This window comes from Microcoleus sp. Pol17C6 (assembly GCF_036701145.1).
Classification (GTDB): Bacteria; Cyanobacteriota; Cyanobacteriia; order Cyanobacteriales; family Microcoleaceae; genus Microcoleus.
In genome coordinates, this window is the sequence record NZ_JAUBQH010000040.1 from 29092 (window position 1) to 47439 (window position 18348).

At 45.5% G+C, this 18348-nt stretch carries 20 protein-coding genes; 12 read left to right on the forward strand and 8 right to left on the reverse strand.

Annotated elements, in window-relative coordinates; translation table 11 throughout:
• The first annotated feature begins 23 nt into the window (after positions 1-23).
• From QUA25_RS19380 to QUA25_RS19390, 3 genes are all read left to right on the forward strand, one after another.
• Positions 24-1259, forward strand: a complete 1236-nt coding sequence (locus tag QUA25_RS19380; RefSeq protein WP_333040604.1) for an adenylate/guanylate cyclase domain-containing protein — start codon at positions 24-26, stop codon at positions 1257-1259.
• A 31-nt stretch (positions 1260-1290) separates the two neighbouring features.
• On the forward strand, positions 1291-1899 hold the full coding sequence (locus tag QUA25_RS19385) for a DUF6272 family protein (RefSeq protein WP_333040606.1): 609 nt from the start codon (positions 1291-1293) through the stop codon (positions 1897-1899).
• Between the two features lie 66 nt (positions 1900-1965).
• On the forward strand, positions 1966-2319 hold the full coding sequence (locus QUA25_RS19390) for a slr1659 superfamily regulator (RefSeq protein WP_333040608.1): 354 nt from the start codon (positions 1966-1968) through the stop codon (positions 2317-2319).
• Between the two features lie 121 nt (positions 2320-2440).
• On the opposite strand, the gene QUA25_RS19395 is transcribed toward QUA25_RS19390, so the two are convergent.
• The 3 genes from QUA25_RS19395 to QUA25_RS19405 form a co-directional block, all read right to left on the reverse strand.
• Entirely contained in the window at positions 2441-3922 is a 1482-nt protein-coding gene (locus QUA25_RS19395; RefSeq protein ID WP_333040610.1) for an ATP-binding protein, read from the reverse strand.
• A 129-nt stretch (positions 3923-4051) separates the two neighbouring features.
• Positions 4052-4516: an alpha/beta hydrolase gene (locus QUA25_RS19400; protein ID WP_333040611.1), complete on the reverse strand. Its 465-nt coding sequence runs from the start codon at positions 4514-4516 to the stop codon at positions 4052-4054.
• 36 nt (positions 4517-4552) lie between these two features.
• A complete protein-coding gene (locus tag QUA25_RS19405) occupies positions 4553-4882 on the reverse strand; it encodes an alpha/beta fold hydrolase (RefSeq protein ID WP_333040612.1) in 330 nt (109 codons plus the stop codon).
• Between the two features lie 158 nt (positions 4883-5040).
• Between QUA25_RS19405 and QUA25_RS19410 the strand changes: the two genes are divergently transcribed.
• The gene (locus QUA25_RS19410) at positions 5041-5241 is read left to right on the forward strand and encodes a hypothetical protein (protein ID WP_006634481.1); all 201 of its coding nucleotides are present in this window, start codon (positions 5041-5043) and stop codon (positions 5239-5241) included.
• A gap of 151 nt (positions 5242-5392) precedes the next feature.
• Positions 5393-7432 carry a BamA/TamA family outer membrane protein gene (locus QUA25_RS19415; RefSeq protein ID WP_333040615.1) on the forward strand — a complete coding sequence of 680 codons (2040 nt, stop codon included), beginning with the start codon at positions 5393-5395 and terminating at the stop codon, positions 7430-7432.
• Between the two features lie 15 nt (positions 7433-7447).
• Here QUA25_RS19415 and QUA25_RS19420 read toward each other — a convergent pair whose 3' ends face one another.
• From QUA25_RS19420 to QUA25_RS19430, 3 genes are all read right to left on the reverse strand, one after another.
• Entirely contained in the window at positions 7448-7684 is a 237-nt protein-coding gene (locus QUA25_RS19420; protein ID WP_333040618.1) for a hypothetical protein, read from the reverse strand.
• Between the two features lie 64 nt (positions 7685-7748).
• Entirely contained in the window at positions 7749-9050 is a 1302-nt protein-coding gene (locus tag QUA25_RS19425; RefSeq protein ID WP_333040620.1) for a HEAT repeat domain-containing protein, read from the reverse strand.
• A 45-nt stretch (positions 9051-9095) separates the two neighbouring features.
• A complete protein-coding gene (locus QUA25_RS19430) occupies positions 9096-9647 on the reverse strand; it encodes a CPBP family glutamic-type intramembrane protease (RefSeq protein WP_333040622.1) in 552 nt (183 codons plus the stop codon).
• 59 nt (positions 9648-9706) lie between these two features.
• On the opposite strand from QUA25_RS19430, the gene QUA25_RS19435 reads away from it, so the two are divergent.
• Entirely contained in the window at positions 9707-10021 is a 315-nt protein-coding gene (locus QUA25_RS19435) for an acylphosphatase (protein WP_333040625.1), read from the forward strand.
• 133 nt (positions 10022-10154) lie between these two features.
• Here the strand turns inward: QUA25_RS19435 and QUA25_RS19440 are convergent, their stop codons facing one another.
• Positions 10155-10802: a phosphoribosylanthranilate isomerase gene (locus QUA25_RS19440; RefSeq protein ID WP_333040627.1), complete on the reverse strand. Its 648-nt coding sequence runs from the start codon at positions 10800-10802 to the stop codon at positions 10155-10157.
• Between the two features lie 133 nt (positions 10803-10935).
• Between QUA25_RS19440 and psaK the strand changes: the two genes are divergently transcribed.
• The 4 genes from psaK to QUA25_RS19460 all read left to right on the forward strand — a co-directional run bounded on the left by psaK (position 10936) and on the right by QUA25_RS19460 (position 15353).
• On the forward strand, positions 10936-11220 hold the full coding sequence (gene psaK / locus QUA25_RS19445) for a photosystem I reaction center subunit PsaK (RefSeq protein ID WP_333040629.1): 285 nt from the start codon (positions 10936-10938) through the stop codon (positions 11218-11220).
• Between the two features lie 80 nt (positions 11221-11300).
• Positions 11301-12497: a site-2 protease family protein gene (locus QUA25_RS19450; RefSeq protein ID WP_333040631.1), complete on the forward strand. Its 1197-nt coding sequence runs from the start codon at positions 11301-11303 to the stop codon at positions 12495-12497.
• An 81-nt stretch (positions 12498-12578) separates the two neighbouring features.
• Positions 12579-14528: an adenylate/guanylate cyclase domain-containing protein gene (locus tag QUA25_RS19455; protein WP_333040632.1), complete on the forward strand. Its 1950-nt coding sequence runs from the start codon at positions 12579-12581 to the stop codon at positions 14526-14528.
• Positions 14529-14555: 27 nt separating this feature from the next.
• On the forward strand, positions 14556-15353 hold the full coding sequence (locus tag QUA25_RS19460; protein ID WP_333040634.1) for a DUF928 domain-containing protein: 798 nt from the start codon (positions 14556-14558) through the stop codon (positions 15351-15353).
• Positions 15354-15555: 202 nt separating this feature from the next.
• Here QUA25_RS19460 and QUA25_RS19465 read toward each other — a convergent pair whose 3' ends face one another.
• Positions 15556-16308: a biotin/lipoate A/B protein ligase family protein gene (locus QUA25_RS19465; RefSeq protein ID WP_333040636.1), complete on the reverse strand. Its 753-nt coding sequence runs from the start codon at positions 16306-16308 to the stop codon at positions 15556-15558.
• A gap of 144 nt (positions 16309-16452) precedes the next feature.
• On the opposite strand from QUA25_RS19465, the gene QUA25_RS19470 reads away from it, so the two are divergent.
• Positions 16453-16779, forward strand: coding sequence for a thioredoxin domain-containing protein (locus tag QUA25_RS19470; protein WP_190738970.1), 327 nt, complete (start codon positions 16453-16455; stop codon positions 16777-16779).
• Positions 16780-17006: 227 nt separating this feature from the next.
• Entirely contained in the window at positions 17007-18224 is a 1218-nt protein-coding gene (locus tag QUA25_RS19475) for an LL-diaminopimelate aminotransferase (RefSeq protein ID WP_333040639.1), read from the forward strand.
• The last annotated feature ends 124 nt before the right edge of the window (positions 18225-18348 follow it).

Sequence of the window (18348 nt, forward strand, 5' to 3'; positions counted from 1 at the left end):
TTCCACATTGGGAAGTATAAATTATGAAACCACAAATAAATTTAGCACCATCTAAATCTCCAGAAGAACTCCATACGCAGCTACAGGAGTTGAGTGAAAAACTTGAGGAAGTAGAGGATGAAAAAAATAGCTATGAAACCTTAGTAGAAATTATCACGCAACACTCCACTGATCTGGAAAACCAGATCCGTCATAAAAACCGAGAGATGCAGACTTACATCGAGCAGGTAAAAAAAGTTATAGATGCAGCTATTGCTGTAAAAAACAATAGCTTTCAACCCCAGATATTGTCAGATGTGGCAGCGCGCAGTGATGCACTGGGAGAACTGGCACAGGTATTCTCGCATATGGTGCAAACGGTGAAAGCGCGGGAACAAGAATTAGAGAAACTTTTGCAGGCTTACGGACGTTTTGTTCCCGATGAATTTCTCCAATTTCTCGGCAAGCAAAGCATGGTTGATTTCCAGCTTGGAGATCACGTGAGCAAAGAGATGGCAATTATGTTTTCCGATATGCGTTCCTTCACCACGATGGCGGAGCAAATGACTCCTCAAGAAAACTTTGACTTCATCAATAACTATTTACAGCAAATTAGTCCCGAAATTCGTAAGCACAACGGTTTTATTGTCAAGTATATAGGAGATGGAGTTATGGCAGTTTTTCCTGATGGCGTGGATGATGCTATTCAGGCAGGAATTGTGAAGTTGGAACAGTTGCAGAAATACAATCAAAGCCGTAAAATAAATGGGGATCTACCGCTGAAGATTGGCATTGGTATCCATGTGGGTGATACGATGGTTGGGATTATTGGAGATGCGAATCGGATGCAAGCAGATGCGCTCTCAGATCATGTCAATCTCACCGCTCGTCTGGAAGGTTTGACTAAGTATTATGGCGTATCTTTATTAATTTCTGGAGATGTGGTACAACGTTTGAGTCAACCCGAAAAGTATCATATCCGTTTTTTAGATCGGGCTATTGTCAAAGGTAGACAAGAAGCCATTACAGTTTGTGAGGTGTTAGATGTTGAAGTAGAGCCAGTGCGATCGCTCAAAATTCAAACTTTGCCTATATTTGAGGAGGGACTCCAAGAATATTGTCAGGGAAACTTTGCTAAGGCCATAGCTTGTTTTGAACAGATAGTAGCACTAAATCCAGATGACAAGCCAAGTCAACTTTACCTAAAACGCATCCAATTGCTGTTAGAAAATAGTCTTCCTGCTAACTGGAATGGCGTGTGGAAATTCACTCAGAAGTGACATTAATACATCAATTGGAGATAAAAACATCATGACATCTGGAAGCTTAAAAACAATGACACAAATCTTTGGAGAATTCATTGAAGATTTTCCTCCTGAACACGACTCCCTAGAACTTACATTTACTCCCAGTTCTCGCCCGATCAAACAGCGCTGGCGCAACAACCGGCTTTCAGCTCATTTTGTAGCCGATTATTTGTCTAGCTTTCTACCAGTGGATGAGGAGGATGCTAGCAGTGAGAAACGGATAAAAGAAAGCAAAGGAGCTGTTAGCTATGTCGCCAACGAACTGTTAGAAAATGCGATAAAATTTAATAAGGATGATATCAATTACAAGGTCAGATTTGGTATACATTTTATTGGTGAAACCGAGGTGACGGCGGTAATTTTTGCCAGTAATAGTGTCAATCCAGAAGGGGCGAAGAAGTTGAAGGAGTTTATTGAAGAAATTCTCGATTCCGATACAAATGAACTTTATTTGCAGCAGCTTGAAAAGAATGCGGAATCTGAAAGCGATACCTCGGGATTGGGATTGCTGACGATGATTAATGACTATTCAGCTAAGATAGGTTGGAAATTCGATCGCAGGCCAGATAGTGATACCATCATTGTTACGACTGTCGTTCAAATTAGGGTCTAGTTTCTAGCATTTCAATATTTACTCTCTTGTGCGATCGCAATATATTAGTCAGGAAACCAAATCACAATGGGCATTCAAGAAATTAAAGGTGAAGATTACAGCATCCAGTACGATCCAGAATCAGTCACAGTCACTTTCCAAGGCGAACTCAGCCTGAGTGGCCCTCCAGAATATGCCCCAATAGCCGAATTGTTAGATGAGGTCGCCAATGGCGAACCGCCTACTATTACCTTGAACCTAAAACAATTGGAATTTGTTAACAGTTCTGGTATCAGTATGCTGTCTAAATTTGTCATTAGCGTCCGGAAAAAGAAAACGATTCAACTTTTGGTATTGGGTTCAAATGATATTCCTTGGCAACAGAAATCTCTCAGAAATTTAGAAAAGCTGTTGCCAACTTTGAAGCTAGAATTAGCGTAGGATATGTGTAAATTTTAACTACAGTTAAAACAGGCGGGACGCCCGTGCCACACACAGTTAACACAGGCAGGACGCCCGTGCAACAGTTAACATAGATAAATGTGGATGATTAGTAAATTGCTTAAGTTTGCTGGATCGGCAGTTCAATGATAAACTCGGTTCCCTTGCCGGGTTCCGACTCGCACCGAAGCGATCCTCGGTGATTGTCTACTAAGATTTTGTAGACAATAGACAATCCTAAACCGGTACCTTTACCGATTTCCTTGGTGGTGAAAAACTGCTCGAACATTCGCTCTTTTATCTGTGGTGTCATTCCGGGTCCCGTGTCAGCAATCCGCACTCTCACGCGATCGGGCCCAGCTAATTCTGTGGTTATCGAAATTTTGAGCGCAGCATAGGGCTGATTTTGTGATGTCTCGTCCAAAGCATCGATGGCATTGGTAATTAGATTCATAAATACTTGATTTAGCTGTCCTGAATAACACTCTACATGAGGTAATTTTCCATAATTTTTAATTACTTGAATGTCGCGACGGTCTATTTGAGAATTGAGACGGTTTCGCAAAATTAACACGGTGCTATCAATGCTGTCGTGCAAGTCGCACATGGTCATGTTACTGTTATCGGTTCGCGAAAAATTGCCCATAGATTTGACAATTTCGCGAATGCGATTGGAACCCATTTGCATGGAAGAGATAACTTTAGGCAAGTCTTCAACTAGAAAACCAAGATCTATCTCTTCGATTTTAGCTGTGATTTCTGGACAGGGATTGGGATAGCATTCTTGATAGAGACACAGCAGGTGCAACAAATCTTGAGTATAAATTGCGGCATGGCTCAAGTTCCCGTAAATAAAACTAACTGGGTTATTAATTTCGTGGACGATACTAGCCATTAACGCCCCCAGCGAAGACATTTTTTCGCTGTGGAGGAGTTGAGCTTGAGTTTGTTTTAGTTCGCGAAGTGCGCGATCGAGCTGGGCGGCTTGAGCTTCCGCTTTCGAGGTAGCAGCACAACTTTCTTGATAAAGTTCTACCTGTTTGAGGTCGATTTCAAATTGTTCTATTTCGCTTTCTTGCTGGTATTGACTCACCACGGCATCGAAAGCTTCTAGCAAGTCGCCGCCCGCTGCTTCGACAATGTACAGCAGGTGGGGATTTTCCAGCATGAGTTCGGCATCGGGAACTTGCACCAATGCTTTTATTCGATCGATATATGCGCGCACTTGCTTGTCTAAATACAGTGGCGGCTCAAAATACATTGCCTTGAGGGCGCCTGAAGGGGGACTCACTAAGTTGACGCTGCTACCAATATTAATTAAGTCGCGGTGCGATTTTTCCATAAGCTCGATCGCTTCTAACAAATTCACCCGCAGTTGGGCTCTTTCTACCCCATTCTCAGAGCAAACTAACCTCATGCAAAAAAAAGCCGTTCGTTGGGAAAGCATTCGCTGGCGGCCGCTGATGTTAATTACCGCAGCACTAATTTTTCTGGCTGTCGTAATTTCTTCCAGATTAAAATAGTTCCTCATTGCCGCCATTGGTAATATCCCCGACTCAACTAAATGTCTGTAGCTCGTGCTGACACAAGATTTAAGAGCCATAAAAATAATTGTACAAGACACTAATCAATATATTCTGTATTTCCTAATAAAGTAGTATACTAAAACACAATTATTGGCACTTGGTGGCTTATCACACTTTTTATGATTAGGCTTCTTGCACAGTTTTTCTTAATTATTCAAAAATTCACAAGTCAACTTCGCCATAATTTGAGCTTGAGTTTGCGGCAAGCCGTGATCAGCATTGGGAATAATTGCTAACTCTGCCCCCGGTATCTCGTTAGCGTAGGTTTCACAGTGCCATAGAGGAATTGTTTCGTCACTATCTGCTGCGATAACTAAGGTAGGAATTTGCAATTGGTGAATTTCTTTTTCTACTGTATCAACTGCATCTTCTGGCCGCATCCGACTCATTAAAAATGACCTGGCTACTGGTTGAGACATTAACTCCCTGCGCCACCCATAAATTTGCTGCAATTGCTCACTTTTTCCCGCTAAACTAGCAAAAGGTTTTGCCAACTGCAAGGCCCAATCAACGGCTGGGGTTTCCCACAACAGCGGCCGCAAAGCATCGTATTGACCGCAAAAAGTGTCGTCCCGAATTCCGGCTGGTGCTGCTAACACTAAACTGCTCACAGAATTAGGATATTTGAGGGAATATGCAGATGCTACTCAACCGCCAAAAGAATGTCCGATGATGCAGCATGGTTCGATATTTAGTTGTTCTACAACTTGCCACACAAAAGCAACTTCTACAGCTACGTCGTAGCGGATTTCTGGTTTGCTGGATTCTCCAAAACCCAACATATCTAAACTGATGCACCGAAACTGAGATTGCAATAACTCAATTAATGGCAGCCAGCAAGTCTTTTCTCCTAAGAAACCGTGCAGCATCAATAAGGGTCTGCCGCACCCGATGTCGAGGTAGGCGGCTGTTTGGGTGGTGCTATTGACAAATGTACTTAATATGTGCTTTAGTCCTGCAAGTGCTTGAGACTGCATGGGACTCGACTCCTGATAGGTAAGAAATCTTTGTAAACAATTGTAACAAAAAAGCAGTCCAAAGGTTAAACTTCATTACGGAGTACACAGTTAGAAATAGACCATGATATTGTCTATGATTATTAGAAAATACTACAAACTCAAAGCAGGAGAACACTTTGAACTCTACTTTAAAACAGTACCCGGCTTGCTCTCTTCGCGAAGATGTCAGTGAGTACGTAGCACACCTACAGCTTCACATGACTTTACAAGCTCGCAACTTGCTCCCTACCATTACCACCGCTAAGGATAGTCGCGAACAACTGTTGCAGCAGACTCAGGCTCATTTTGAGAAACGAGTTTCTCGACAAGCTATTTAAACAAATTTTACGATCGCCCGCGGTCGATCGAACTTTCGCACATTTCAGCATCCCAGAAACCCGGTAGCCTCAACAATACCGGGTTTCTTTTCGGCTAATTATGCAGGGGGCCCGGTTTTGGGTAATATGCGTTCGGTGTGTTTTAAATTTAATGTCTATGCGAATTTCGATTATTGCATTTTTGACTTTGGCTGCGCTGGCTGGCGGCGAATTGGCAGCGCGGGCGATCGATCCGAGTGCCGCAGCGACTGAGGCGGAGTTTAGAGAGGGAACCGCACAGGCACAGAGGGCGCAGAGGGAGGATGAGGTCATTGGTGATAACTTAACGTCAAACCGACCGTCTCTCTTGTTTGTAGCGAAGTCTAGATCCCCCCTAACCCCCCTTAATAAGGGGGGGACAAGAAATATGCTCAAAGTGGGTCTTCTTAAGGGGGATTTAGGGGGATCTAGACTTGATGACAAGCGACATTTGTTATCGCTTCCAGTCTTAAATAGTCACCAATCGGATGAGGTGAACCCAACTGTGCAGGATTTGCCGGCATCCGATGAGCTCGCAGCTTCTCCAGAAGTAGGCGCGGCGCAGCTATCTCCTAGTGAATCGCCCTCATATCGTTTCCGGTTGCATCACAATAATAAAATTGAGTCAACAGTTAACACTCAACCATTGAGTTTTTCCACCCGGAGTCAACAGTCAACAGCCAACAGTCAACAGTCAACAGTCATTCCGGTGCAACCGGAATTGATATCACTCAAGTCCAGCCACAATAAAGATTTTACATCGTTAAAAACTCCGGCGACGATCGTGGCAAACCCCGAAATCCCCGAAGCAGTAAACAGCAACGCCCGACAGCTAGGCGGTACTCTACAAATCAGTCAAGCAGGCAACGCTGAGGGCGTTTACGTTGCAGAGGTGAAAATTCGCTTTGTCAATTCCAGAGGCGAAGCTGTTGATAAAAAAGGGAATCCGGTTGAGGGCAGAATTTCGGAAGATTTTATCCGAGGTGAGCTCAAACTCAAGGCGGGGGATAACTATAGCCGGGAAGTTGTACGATCGGACTTGCAGCAGTTGCAGCAATTGGGATTGTTTGACAAGGTTACGGTTTCGATCGAAGAAGTTGGCACGGATGTTAATGTAATCTACAACGTTCAAGAGCGATCGGCTCGATCTTTTAGCGTAAGTGCCAGTCTTAGTGATGATGTTGGCGTTGCTGTTCCTCTTTCATATACCGATCGAACTTTTGGCACAACGCCACAGCGGCTAGCGGTGGATCTTCAGCCCAGCCTCCGAGGTATCCAGTACGATGTCCAGTTTGTCAGCCCTTACGTTGCCGCCGAAGACCGTTTGGGATACAGTGTGAGAGCTTTTGGCGATCGCAGAATATCGGAAATTTTCAACAAAGATATTGATTTGCCCAACGGGAACCGAGTTCGGGAAATTCGGATGGGGGGAAATCTGAGGTTTACCAGACCTTTGGGCGATTGGCAATCGACTTTGGGACTGAACTATACAAACATCAGTACGCGCGATCGCAACTTAAATATCGCCCGCCGCGACGAACTCGGCAATCCTCTCACATTCAGCGGCAGCGGCGTTGACGAGTTATACACTGTTTCTTTTGGCGCAATGCGCGATCGGCGGGACAATCCCTTCAACCCCACCAGTGGATCGATTCTCAGCCTCAGCACCGAGCAGTCGATACCTCTGGGACGAGGTAACATTGTGAGCAACAGGCTGTTAGCAAATTATATACACTATGTACCACTAACTTTCCTGGGCATCAGCGAGTCCGAAGCCTTGCCCGAAATGCTGGCTTTTAACTTGCAAGCGGGTACGGTAATCGGGGATTTGCCACCAACGGAAGCTTTTCGCCTCGGTGGCCGCAATTCCGTGCGGGGTTACGATAGCGGGGATATTGGCAGTGGCCGGAGTTATTTTTTAGCTTCCGGCGAATATCGGTTCCCTGTGGGTCAGGATGTGGGCGGCGTAATATTTGTTGATTTTGCGTCGGATTTAGGAACAGGAGATAGCGTACTCGGAAAACCGGCGGTAGTCAGGGACAAACCGGGGACTGGGGCAGGTGTTGGGGTGGGTGTGAGGGTGCGATCGTCCTTTGGATTAATTCGCTTAGATATGGCTGTTAGCGACTCCGGCGACCTCAAATTTATACTCGGTACAAAGCAACGTTTTTAAGAATAGTGCAACAGATCAGTTAGACAACAATCTTAAACAGATTTTGCGCGACTCAATTGCCGCCAAAGCCGTTGGCAGGGTATCATCAAACCTACCGGCCTCGGCTGGCGGGGTGTCGGTAATTGCTGCTAAGGATTGGGCGAGTTGTCGATCGAATAATTGAGTTTGATTTCTTTCCTTAGCCCAACCTCCAAAGTTTGTGTTAGTAATCGAAATTGAGTGAAATATAGCACCTCGGTAAGGACACAACAATGTTGTATCCCTACTGTGTGGTAGACAATTGACAATTGCTATATTTATTTGTGATCGTAAATGCTTAACGCTTTGGTTTCTTCAGATCAACAGTTTTCGGCTTAGCCGGCGGAGTGCGCGGATAAAACTTAAACTTATTGAGCGCAGCACTTGCCGATTTAGCCACACCGCTATCTATATCTCGCAAAGCTTTTTGTAGCAGCGGAATCACTTTTTCAGACTTAATCATTGCTAGTGCTTCCACAGCAGCTTGGCGCACCTCCGGGTGAATATCTTGAGCTAATTTTCCCAAGGTTTCTATTGCTCGCTGACCTTCGGCTCTCAGAGCATTAGCAGCAGCCATTTTACCTAAAGCAGACGCTGCAAACTTGCGGGTTTCTTTATCCTGACTTTGAACACATCCCATCAACTGCGGTAGGGAATAGCTTGTTGCTTGTCTGGTAATTGGAAGCTGTGGTTCTACTGCTGGTTGATGTAAATCAATTGGTTGTGGTTCCGAAAAATCTGTGTAATTTAACTCTTCTTGAACTTCTGTTTGATTTAACTCACTTGACTGGTCCTGCCAAACTTCTTCTTGTGGTAAATATTCTCCAAATTCTGTGGGATTTAACTGACTGAACTGATCCTCGGGGACTTCTTGTTGCTGTACATTACTCTCGTACTGCTCTTGCAAAGACCTGATAGTAGCTTGCATCTGAGCTTCGTGATCTCTCAACTGCTCGTGAGCCGCTTGCAACTGACTCTCGTATTGCTCTTGCAAAGCCTCCATATTTAACTGCATCTCAACCTCGCGGTTCTCATATTCCTCGGCAATTTGCCTCAAGCGAATTTCGTGTTCATTTTGCAGGTTTTGCAAATGTTGCTCCATCTGAGCTTGATAATTTATATGCAATTCGTCAGCAACTCTGAGTAAATGATGTTCGTGTTCTGCTTGCAAAGATTGGATATTTTGCTGCATCCTAGCATTGTTAGCGACTTCTAATTCCTCGCTGATTTGTCGCCGCAGCTCGTACTCGTCTACGTTGGCAACTGGTTGGATCTGACTGTCGCGTTCTGCCAAAACTTGTTGGAGCTGATTTTCATATTGAGCCGCAACTTGTTTGATCTGGTTTTCGTATTGGGTAGTAACTTGTCTGAGTAAATTTTCGTGTTCGATAGTAGCTTTTCTAAGCTGATTTTCGCGTTCTTGTTGCTGAGATTCGACAGCTTGTCGCACCCGAGACATCTGAGCTAATTCTATTTCTTCACTAATTCTGCTAGTTTGCTGCAAGTATTCTTGTTTTTGCTTGTTTAAGCGCTTTTCCACTAACCAGTAAGCAACTGCTACCCCTGCCAAAAAACCTAAGATCGCTCCTATGATACCCACAACTGAGATCCTCCCGACAAAATAGTGATGCTGGACTTTTTACATTTAACCATACAGCCTCCTGTAACCGCCCAGTAGCAACAGCCAGCCTGTCACTGCCAGCCAGTGAACCGCCACCGCAGGCCAGATAGAACCGCTTTGCAGGTATGCGAGGGAGCACGCAACTCCCAAAATTGCCGCCAGTAGCAAAAACACTGGATTCATAAAGGTCGATCGACCAACCGGGTAAAAAGTTAGCGCGTTCAGCGGGTGGTAAACTACAAAAACCGCCAAACTCGCACATCCCCAAAGCCACAGCATTAACCCAGAAGCCTTCTCGAACGGGTGCGGCAGCATTAACACCCGGAACAATAATTCCTCGGTGATGCCTGGACTTAACAAACAGCCAAGAAGCACTCCCACAATTGTACGCCGAGAGGTTTGCACGTCTACTTTTAAAAATCCCGACCAAAAACCCACGGAAAGAGCGATCGAAGTGTAAACCAGCGCGAGCATAGCTGCAACCAGCCAATCAGTGAAATCGGGAATAGTTGAAAAAGCCAGGGTGATACGGCGTATCAGGAATCCCGGCAGCGAGAGCGCACTAAAATTTAACATAATCAAACTGATCCTTAAAATTTTCAAACAGATGTTAGCAGTAAGTTGAGCCGTTTATTATGCAAAACCAATCATTGCCGCCCGTCAGAGTCCGCGTTTTTGTTTCCGGATTAGTTCAAGGAGTAGGATACCGATATTCAACGAGGAATCAAGCAAAGTATTTCGGCCTGGGCGGCTGGGTAAGAAATCTCCCTGACGGCCGCGTCGAGGCTGTCTTTGAAGGCTCCAAAAAAGCTGTGGAAGAAATGATTAGTTGGTGCCGCCGCGGCCCCACCGGTGCTACGGTTAGTGAGTTGGTTTTGGAATACGAAGACCCGGAGGGCGATCCCCTTGGCGATAGCTCCGCTTCACGCACTTTTGAGATCCGCCGATAAAACAATAAAGGAAATAAACTGCGGTTGAAACCGCTACTATACAAACGAAGTCTGCCTAGTCTACGGCAGGCTTCGCCCAAGCAGACTAAAGAATAAATCCGATAAAAAGCGCGAATTTGGTATTGCCAATTTATCAATGATGAGCAAGTTGACTTAAATTAGCAAACAACTGAGCAACTTTGGTCAAATCTTTATCTCCCGGCGCTATTTCTACGCCGCTAGAAAGATCAACACCGCTGAAGTTATTGCCGATCGCGCTATCAATTGCATTTAAAATATTATCGGGTGTTAAACCGCCTGCCAGCAGCCAAGGACACTGCGGTCTAAACTCTGATAACATCATCCAGTCGATCGTTTTACCAGTACCGCCCAATTGCTGTGGATGGTAAGCATCCAGTAGTAAAGTATCGACACGAACAGCATAAACAGCAGCGCTGGCTAAAGTTTCAGGAGTCTTAACTCTTAGGGCTTTTATAATTTCAATTCCCGGCAAAAACTCCCGCAGTCGATCGCAATATTCCGCTGTTTCATCTCCATGCAACTGCACCCCGCTTAAATTTGACTCTGCTGCTACTTGACAGATATTTTCTATTGTGGTGTTGGCAAAAACGCCGATGCGATCGACATTTTCCGGCAACTGCTCGACAATCAAGCGAATTGTTTCTGGGGTGACATAGCGGGGGGAAGCCGGCACGCAGATAAACCCCAAAGCTTGGGCTCCCAAGCGGGCGATCGCAATTCCTTGGTCTAATTTAGTGATTCCGCAAATTTTAACCCGCACTCTTCCTCCTCGGTTCCGCAGTTGTATCAAAATATCAACGAATTGTTAACTATTAAAACAAATCTTAGTTTAATGCAAACCGCTTTTTATAATCTTGGAAATCAATTTATCTGTGAAATCAGGAGATAAGAACATGATCACCTCATCTTTGCTGTTAGCCGTACAATCTACCGCTCCCTCAACACCCGAGTGGTCGCCACTGGTAGGACTGACAATGATTTTATGTAATTTGCTGGCGATCACGATCGGCTACTACGGCATCTCCAAGCAAAACCGAGGCAAGGGCCCAGCTTTACCCGTTGCACTCCCTGGAATGTTCAAAGGCTTCGGCGTACCAGAATTGCTGGCAACAGCCAGCTTCGGCCACTTGCTCGGAGCCGGAGTAATCTTGGGCTTGGGTAACGCCGGAGTTCTGTAAAAATCAGGGGAAAGGCAAAGGCAAGGAGTAGAAAAGATATAATAGAAACTCTTTCTTGCTCTCCTTTCCCAGGAAACTTCATGCAGACAGGTTGGCGAATCGGCTCTTTATTTGGCATCCCCCTAGTTATAGATTATTCGTGGTTTATAATTTTAGCTTTAGCAACCCGCGAATACGCCAGCAGTTACCGCCTGTGGGGGCCTGCGCTCTCCTGGAGTGCGGGGTTAGCAATAGCTCTGCTACTGTTTGCTTCCGTGCTCTTGCACGAACTCGGACACAGCTTGGCCGCGATATCGCAAGGCATTAAAGTTAATTCTATTACCTTATTCTTATTTGGCGGAGTAGCTTCGATCGACTCGGAATCAAAAACTCCCGGTCAAGCTTTTCAAGTAGCTATTGCGGGCCCTCTCGTGAGCTTTGCGCTGTTTTTAATCCTCGGTTTGGGTTCTCAAGTTCTTCCCCCGAAAAGTTTGCTGGCAATTGTCACCGAAAGGGTAGCACTAATCAATCTCGTTTTGGGATTATTTAACTTAATTCCCGGTCTGCCTTTGGATGGAGGACAAGTTTTAAAAGCAGCAATTTGGAAAATCACCGGCTCTCGATTTGCCGGCGTTCGCTGGGCGGCAAAAACAGGACAAGTTTTAGGTTGGCTGGCTGTTGCTTTGGGTCTGAGTTTATGCTTTTTAGCGCGCGAGTACGGCGGCTTGTGGATTGCGCTAATCGGCTGGTTTGGCATTCGCAATGCCACTGCTTATAGCCAAGTTACTTCGCTGCAAGAAGCCCTGCTCAAAATTAAAGCCAGCGATACGATGAGTCGCGAGTTTCGAGTTGTAGATGCAGATTTGACTCTGCGAGAATTTGCAGATCGATATTTGTTAGAAGTCAATCCGTTTCCATTTTACATTGCTGCGACCAACGGCCGGGATTTGGGCTTAGTGTCGATCGACGATATCCGCTTCACAGAACGCAGTCAATGGCAAGTTCAGACTTTGCACAACATTTTGAAACCCTTGGGAAAAACCCCCACAGTCTCGGAAAAAGCATCCCTCGCAGAAGTAATTAACAGCATGGAAGCCCGTCAACTCCCCCGAATCATCGTCCTCTCGCCGATTGGTTCAGTAGCGGGGACGATCGATCGGGGCGACGTGGTTAAAGTTTTAGCAAAATACCTCAAACCGCAGATTTCAATGGCCGACATCAAGCGCAGCAAAGAAGAAAACAGCTATCCGCAGGGATTGCAGTTAAGTGCGATCGCCAAAACCGCACAGGAAAATTAAAAATTGGGCATCGGTAAGGGGCATTAGTGATAAGTTAAGATGTAGCAAACTTTGTCAATGAGGGTTAAAGCAAAAAATTTTATGCCCAAATTCTTTAATAGAATTTATCATAAATTGGCGGAGAGACGTTGGAAAAACTTAACTTATTTCTTCCCCTTCCCTGACTTGCAACCTCTTGCTATTATCTGGATTGTCGTGACCGGAACTCTATTGGGAGTGCGGCATTTAGGCGGGTTGCAGCCACTAGAATTAAATGCTTACGACCTCATGGTGCAGTTGCGGCCAGCTCCGGGCCCTGACCCCAGGTTGCTGATAGTGACCATCACCGATCAGGATATTAATACTATTGAAAAATGGCCAATTTCCGATCGCACTTTAGCAAAAGCGATCGCAGAAATAGCGCGTCTTGAACCCACAGCTATTGGCATAGATATCCTTCGCACGAATCCCTACGAACCTGGGAATGCAGAATTAGTCACTCAATGGAAAAACCCCAAAGTAATCCCCATTACCTTCATCGGCAGCTCTGAGTCCGAGCGAGTGCCACCACCTCCCAATATACCAGACAAGCGAGTAGGATTCAACGATGTAGTAGTCGATCCAGACCGTATAGTGCGTCGAAATTTGATGTTGAGGGGCGATGGCAAAAAAACAGTGTATTCATTTTCGATGCGACTAGCTTTTGCCTATTTTAAAAGCCAAAAAATAGCTCATCAAAAAACCGAAAAAAACGAACTTAAGGTAGATAAAACAGTATTTTCAAAGTTGCGCTCGGACTCAGGAGGTTATCAGAACATAGATGCCGAAGGCTATCAAGTCCTGCTCAATTACCGATCTGCTGAAAATATAGCAAAGAGCGTAACACTAACTCAAGTTTTGGAGGGAAAAGTTGATCCTAAATTGGTGCAGGGTAAAATAGTGCTAGTAGGCGTTACAGCCCTAAGTGTCAAAGATTTCTTTTTTACCCCTTACAGCGCTACTGCAAGGGGAAACCAGCCGATGCCTGGGGTATTAATTCATGCAACTGCCACCAGCCAAATCCTTAGCGCAGTTTTAGATGGGAAAGGGCTATTTTGGTATTGGGACGAATGGCAAGAAATCCTCTGGATTGTGGTTTGGAGTGCAGTAGGCGGCTGTTTAGCTTGGCGACTAGAAAAATCGCTGAATTTGATCGCGATCGCGATCGCAGCTTGCGGCTCATTATTCGGATTCACCTTTTTCCTCTTCATGCAACAGGGGTGGATACCTCTAATAGCTCCAGCCCTGGCCCTTTTAATCACCGCAGGAGTCGCAGTCACCTATAAATACGAGCAGTCGAGGCAACAGCAAGGGATTGTGATGAAATTATTAGGACAACAAACTTCACCGGCGATCGCCAATGCCCTGTGGAAAGAGCGCGTCCATCTGCTCGAATCAGGGTTATTGCCAGGGCAAAAAGTTACTGCTACGATCATCCTCACCGACTTGCAGGGTTTTAGTACAATCTCCGAAAAACTAGCGCCAGAAGTCGTAATGAGTTGGTTAAATGAGTATTTATCAGCAATGGCTCAAGAAGTCCAAGCACATCAAGGCGTGATTAATAAATTTACCGGAGATGGAATGCTGGCAGTATTTGGCGTACCCATTCCCCGCACCACTCCAGAAGAAATTGCAGAAGATGCTCGCCTTGCCGTATCTTGCGCTTTAGCCATCAGTTCCCGCTTGCCAGAAATGAATAAAAATTGGCTCGATCGCGGTTTACCGGCCGTAAAAATGCGAGTAGGCATCTTTACAGGGCCTGTTATGGTGGGTAGTCTGGGAGGCACAACCCGTTTAGAATATGGAGTGATCGGCGACAGCGTAAATATTGCCTCTCGCCTGGAAAGCTGCGAAAAGGATCGGCACGAGGACACTTGCCGGATATTGATTGCAGAAGAAACCTTACTGCATCTGGCAGACCAATTTGAAGTAGAATCTTGGGGAGCTTTACCGTTAAGAGGGCGGGAACAAAAAGTTAATGTCTACCGCATTTTGGGAATAAAACAGAAATAAAAAGACACAATTTCTCCCTAAAAAACCATGAAGCCCATGAAAAAAATTACTAAGTTTATCCTGAATCTGACATCAGTTGGATCAATAGTATTAATCGCCACACTTAACGCTTCCCTATTTCCAGTTGTGGGACAGGATATTGATTTTGATATAGACGGCGGGCCAAAACGCACTGTACCGGGAGGGCCCCGCTTCGTTCAGCCCCGTGAAGATATAGACGATCGCCCCCCCACTCAACCGAGACGGCCTGTGCGCGGTGGCTGCGCGAGCATTAGTCAGCTAGGTCTCACAGCCTTAATGCCTAAAAATAAGATCGCACGGACTGTTTCCGAGTATCCAACTTTCTTTTTCTACTTGCCTCAAACAGAGGCAGAATTAGCCGAATTTATCCTACAAGATCAAAGCGGCAACCAGATTTATAAACAGGATGTCACAATTAGCAATTTATCAGGGGTGATCGGCGTTAATATCCCCGCTAACCAAAATGTGCCACCCTTGGAAGTAGGCAAAAGTTACCGTTGGAATTTGACAGTGATTTGCGACTCTCAAGACAGATCGAGCGATCAAATCGAAAGCGGTACTGTACGGCGAGTGGAAATCAGTGCAGATATCCGCCGTCAATTAGATCAGGCAGATCCGCGCCAGAAAACCGTTATTTATGCTAAAAATGGGATTTGGCTAGATGCCCTCAGCACCCTAGCTGCCGCTCGCCGCGATCGGCCTAATGATGCAGAATTAACTGCTGATTGGGAAAGCTTGCTGGATTCTGTGAAATTGGGCGAAGTTGCCAAAGAGCCGATCGTTCCAACTCAGCCACAACCATAAGCTGTACTGCATTTAAATTTAACTTTTATGGTGGCGTTACAGCAACGGGCCAGAAAAGTTTTAATACAATAAGTGTACCAGTTTTTAACTTGTATTAGTAACAGCCAATAAGGCAGTCCCCCAACAAAAAATTATTATTGTATAACAGCCAAGATGGCTGTTCAGAAAAGGCTGCCGGAAAGCCCGCCGCCAAATAGACAGATTAAATGTCAAACAGCTTATTACTTGTTAATTTCAAAATATCCTGCCATTCCCGATCCGAAAGTGCCTGCACTTTCAAATCAATTGCAAAACACCGACAAGCCGCCGCACTCACAACATCAATTACAGTTGCAATCAAATCATCTCCCACTTCAGATAGAGGTAATTGTACAGGAACTAATTCCTCCCCAAAAACTTTAGAAAATAATTTAACATCCGGCTGCAAACGCATCGAACCGTGCTGCAAAATAGCATCACCCCGTCGCAATTGCGCGCTACCAATTAACTTGCAACCATCAAGTGTAATTAAATCCGCACCTGTGGCAGTACCAAAACAATTCGGATTGTGAATATAACCCCTTCCAGCTTCCCCGTATTGCAAATCCAAACCCATCGCCCTCCAACCCTCAATCAAAAACTCGCAAATAGTCTGATAAGCTTTCATACGGCTGCTTCCAAATCCCGACGCCACAACTGCATAAGTTAAATCCCCTTGGTGCAGCACGGCGCGCCCGCCGCTGGGCCTCCTCACCAACTCCACAGGCATTCCCTGCCAAGACAAATGCTGCCAAAACTCCGGCCACCTGCGCTGGTGGTAGCCCAAGGAAATCGCCACCGGTTGCCAAGTGTAAAATCGCAGAGTTGGCGGATGTTTGCCCGCTAGATGCTGTTCCAGCAGCCATTGGTCGATCGCCATCTGCACGCTACCAGACACCGACAACAGTGGAATTAAACGCCATACAGAATTAGCCATCCGTTCCCAGTCCTGAGTTTGCACTCAATAATTCACAGAATGTTTTAAAATTAGTAACAGTTTTTTGGGCCTGTCTTCTAAGTTGGTGCAAGTTTCACGCCCGCCGGTGCTTTAGAAATAAATAGAAAAAATAATCGCAGAACCATGAGCAACAGTGTAATTGTCATTAACGACGAAAAATTTGAAACAGAAGTCCTGAAAGCAGAGCAACCAGTGCTTGCCTATTTTTGGGCTACTTGGTGCGGGCCTTGCAAACTGATCGCGCCTTCGGTAGACTGGGTGGCGGCCAACTACAGCGATCGGCTGAAAGTGGTTAAAATGGAAATTGACCCCAATCCTAATACTGTCAAGCAGTATAAAGTAGAAGGAGTCCCAGCTCTCAGGCTGTTTAAAAATGCCGAAGTAGTGCTTTCTCACGAGGGAGCGATTACTAAACAAACTTTGGTCGGTTTGCTGGACGCTCACTTATAAAGTTTGGAAATGATTCGGGAGTTTCCAACTCCCAACTTAGAATTATAATAAGCACAAATATTTTTGTTAACACCTCTCTTTTCTCCTCGATCTTCCTCTCGGGCTCAGCGCCCTCTGCGCTCTCTGCGGTTAGGAAAAAAAACACAAACCCAATAAAAATGCAATATAAAAAATAATTTAGCTAATATAAAAATATTCCTTAAAAATCCCCCAAAAATACAGAAAATATGCAATTTGCTAAACGTTTAGATCCACTGCAATTTAATGTATTTGCCGATATGGATCGGGCAAAAGCTCAAGCTAGAGCAGCGGGGCAGAATGTGATTGACTTGTCTCTGGGTTCTTCGGATCTGCCGGCGGCTGCTCACATTACAGATGCGATCGCACATTCTCTGTCCGACACCAGCACTCACGGCTATTTGCTATTTAACGGCACAAGAGATTTTCGGGAAGCAGCAGCTATTTGGTACGAGCAAAAATTTGGGATTGCAGTCAATCCAGAAACAGAAGTGCTGCCGTTAATTGGTTCCCAAGAAGGCACGGCGCATATGCCTTTAGCTGTACTCAACCCGGGAGATTTTGCTTTGTTGCTCGATCCGGGCTATCCTTCCCACGCAGGCGGTGTGCATTTAGCTGGTGGTCAAATTTATCCGATGCCGATATTAGCAGAAAATGCGTTTTTGCCGATATTTGAAGATATTCCGGCAGCAGTGCTGGCTCAGTCGAAGATGATGGTTTTGAGCTATCCTCATAATCCTACAACTGCGATCGCCCCGGTTGCTTTTTTTGAGAAAGCTGTGGATTTTTGTCGGGAACATCAACTTGTTTTAGTTCACGATTTCCCTTATGTGGATTTGGTGTTTGACGATCGCAATTCTCTCATAGAGGCAGAGCCTGGTAACGAGGAAGAATATCGAAAATTGATGGCGCCGTCAATATTTCAGGCGGATCGAGATAAGAGTGTGGCGATCGAGTTTTTTACACTATCCAAATCCTACAGTATGGGAGGTTTTCGAGTCGGATACGCGATCGGCAATTCCGAACTAATTGCAGCCCTGCGACAGGTAAAAGCCGCAGTGGACTTCAACCAATACCGAGGGATTTTGAATGGAGCGATCTCCGCATTAACAGGTCCTCAAGATACCGTCAGAACCAGCGTAGAAACCTTCAGAAAACGGCGAGATGCCTTTGTAAACGCGCTACAGGGCATCGGCTGGCAAGTGCCTGTACCCCCTGCCACCATGTACGTCTGGGCGAAACTGCCGGAACCTTGGGCCCACGATTCCGTGAAATTTTGCACTCAGCTAGTACAGAATACAGGAGTCGCAGCTTCCCCCGGTGCCGGTTTCGGGAAATCAGGAGAAGGCTACGTGCGATTTGCCTTAGTCGAGTCGCCAGCAATTTTGGAAGCAGCAGTTAGAAAAATTGCTGAGTTTCTAAATTGAGCGATGTGATATTTGTCAACTTAACCCGAAACACCCTTGTGAGACTTACGCCCACCAAACTTGAGCTTTGAGGCAGGGGTTAAAACCCCTGCCGGACTGGGGTTTTGACGTTTTTGGGCACAGG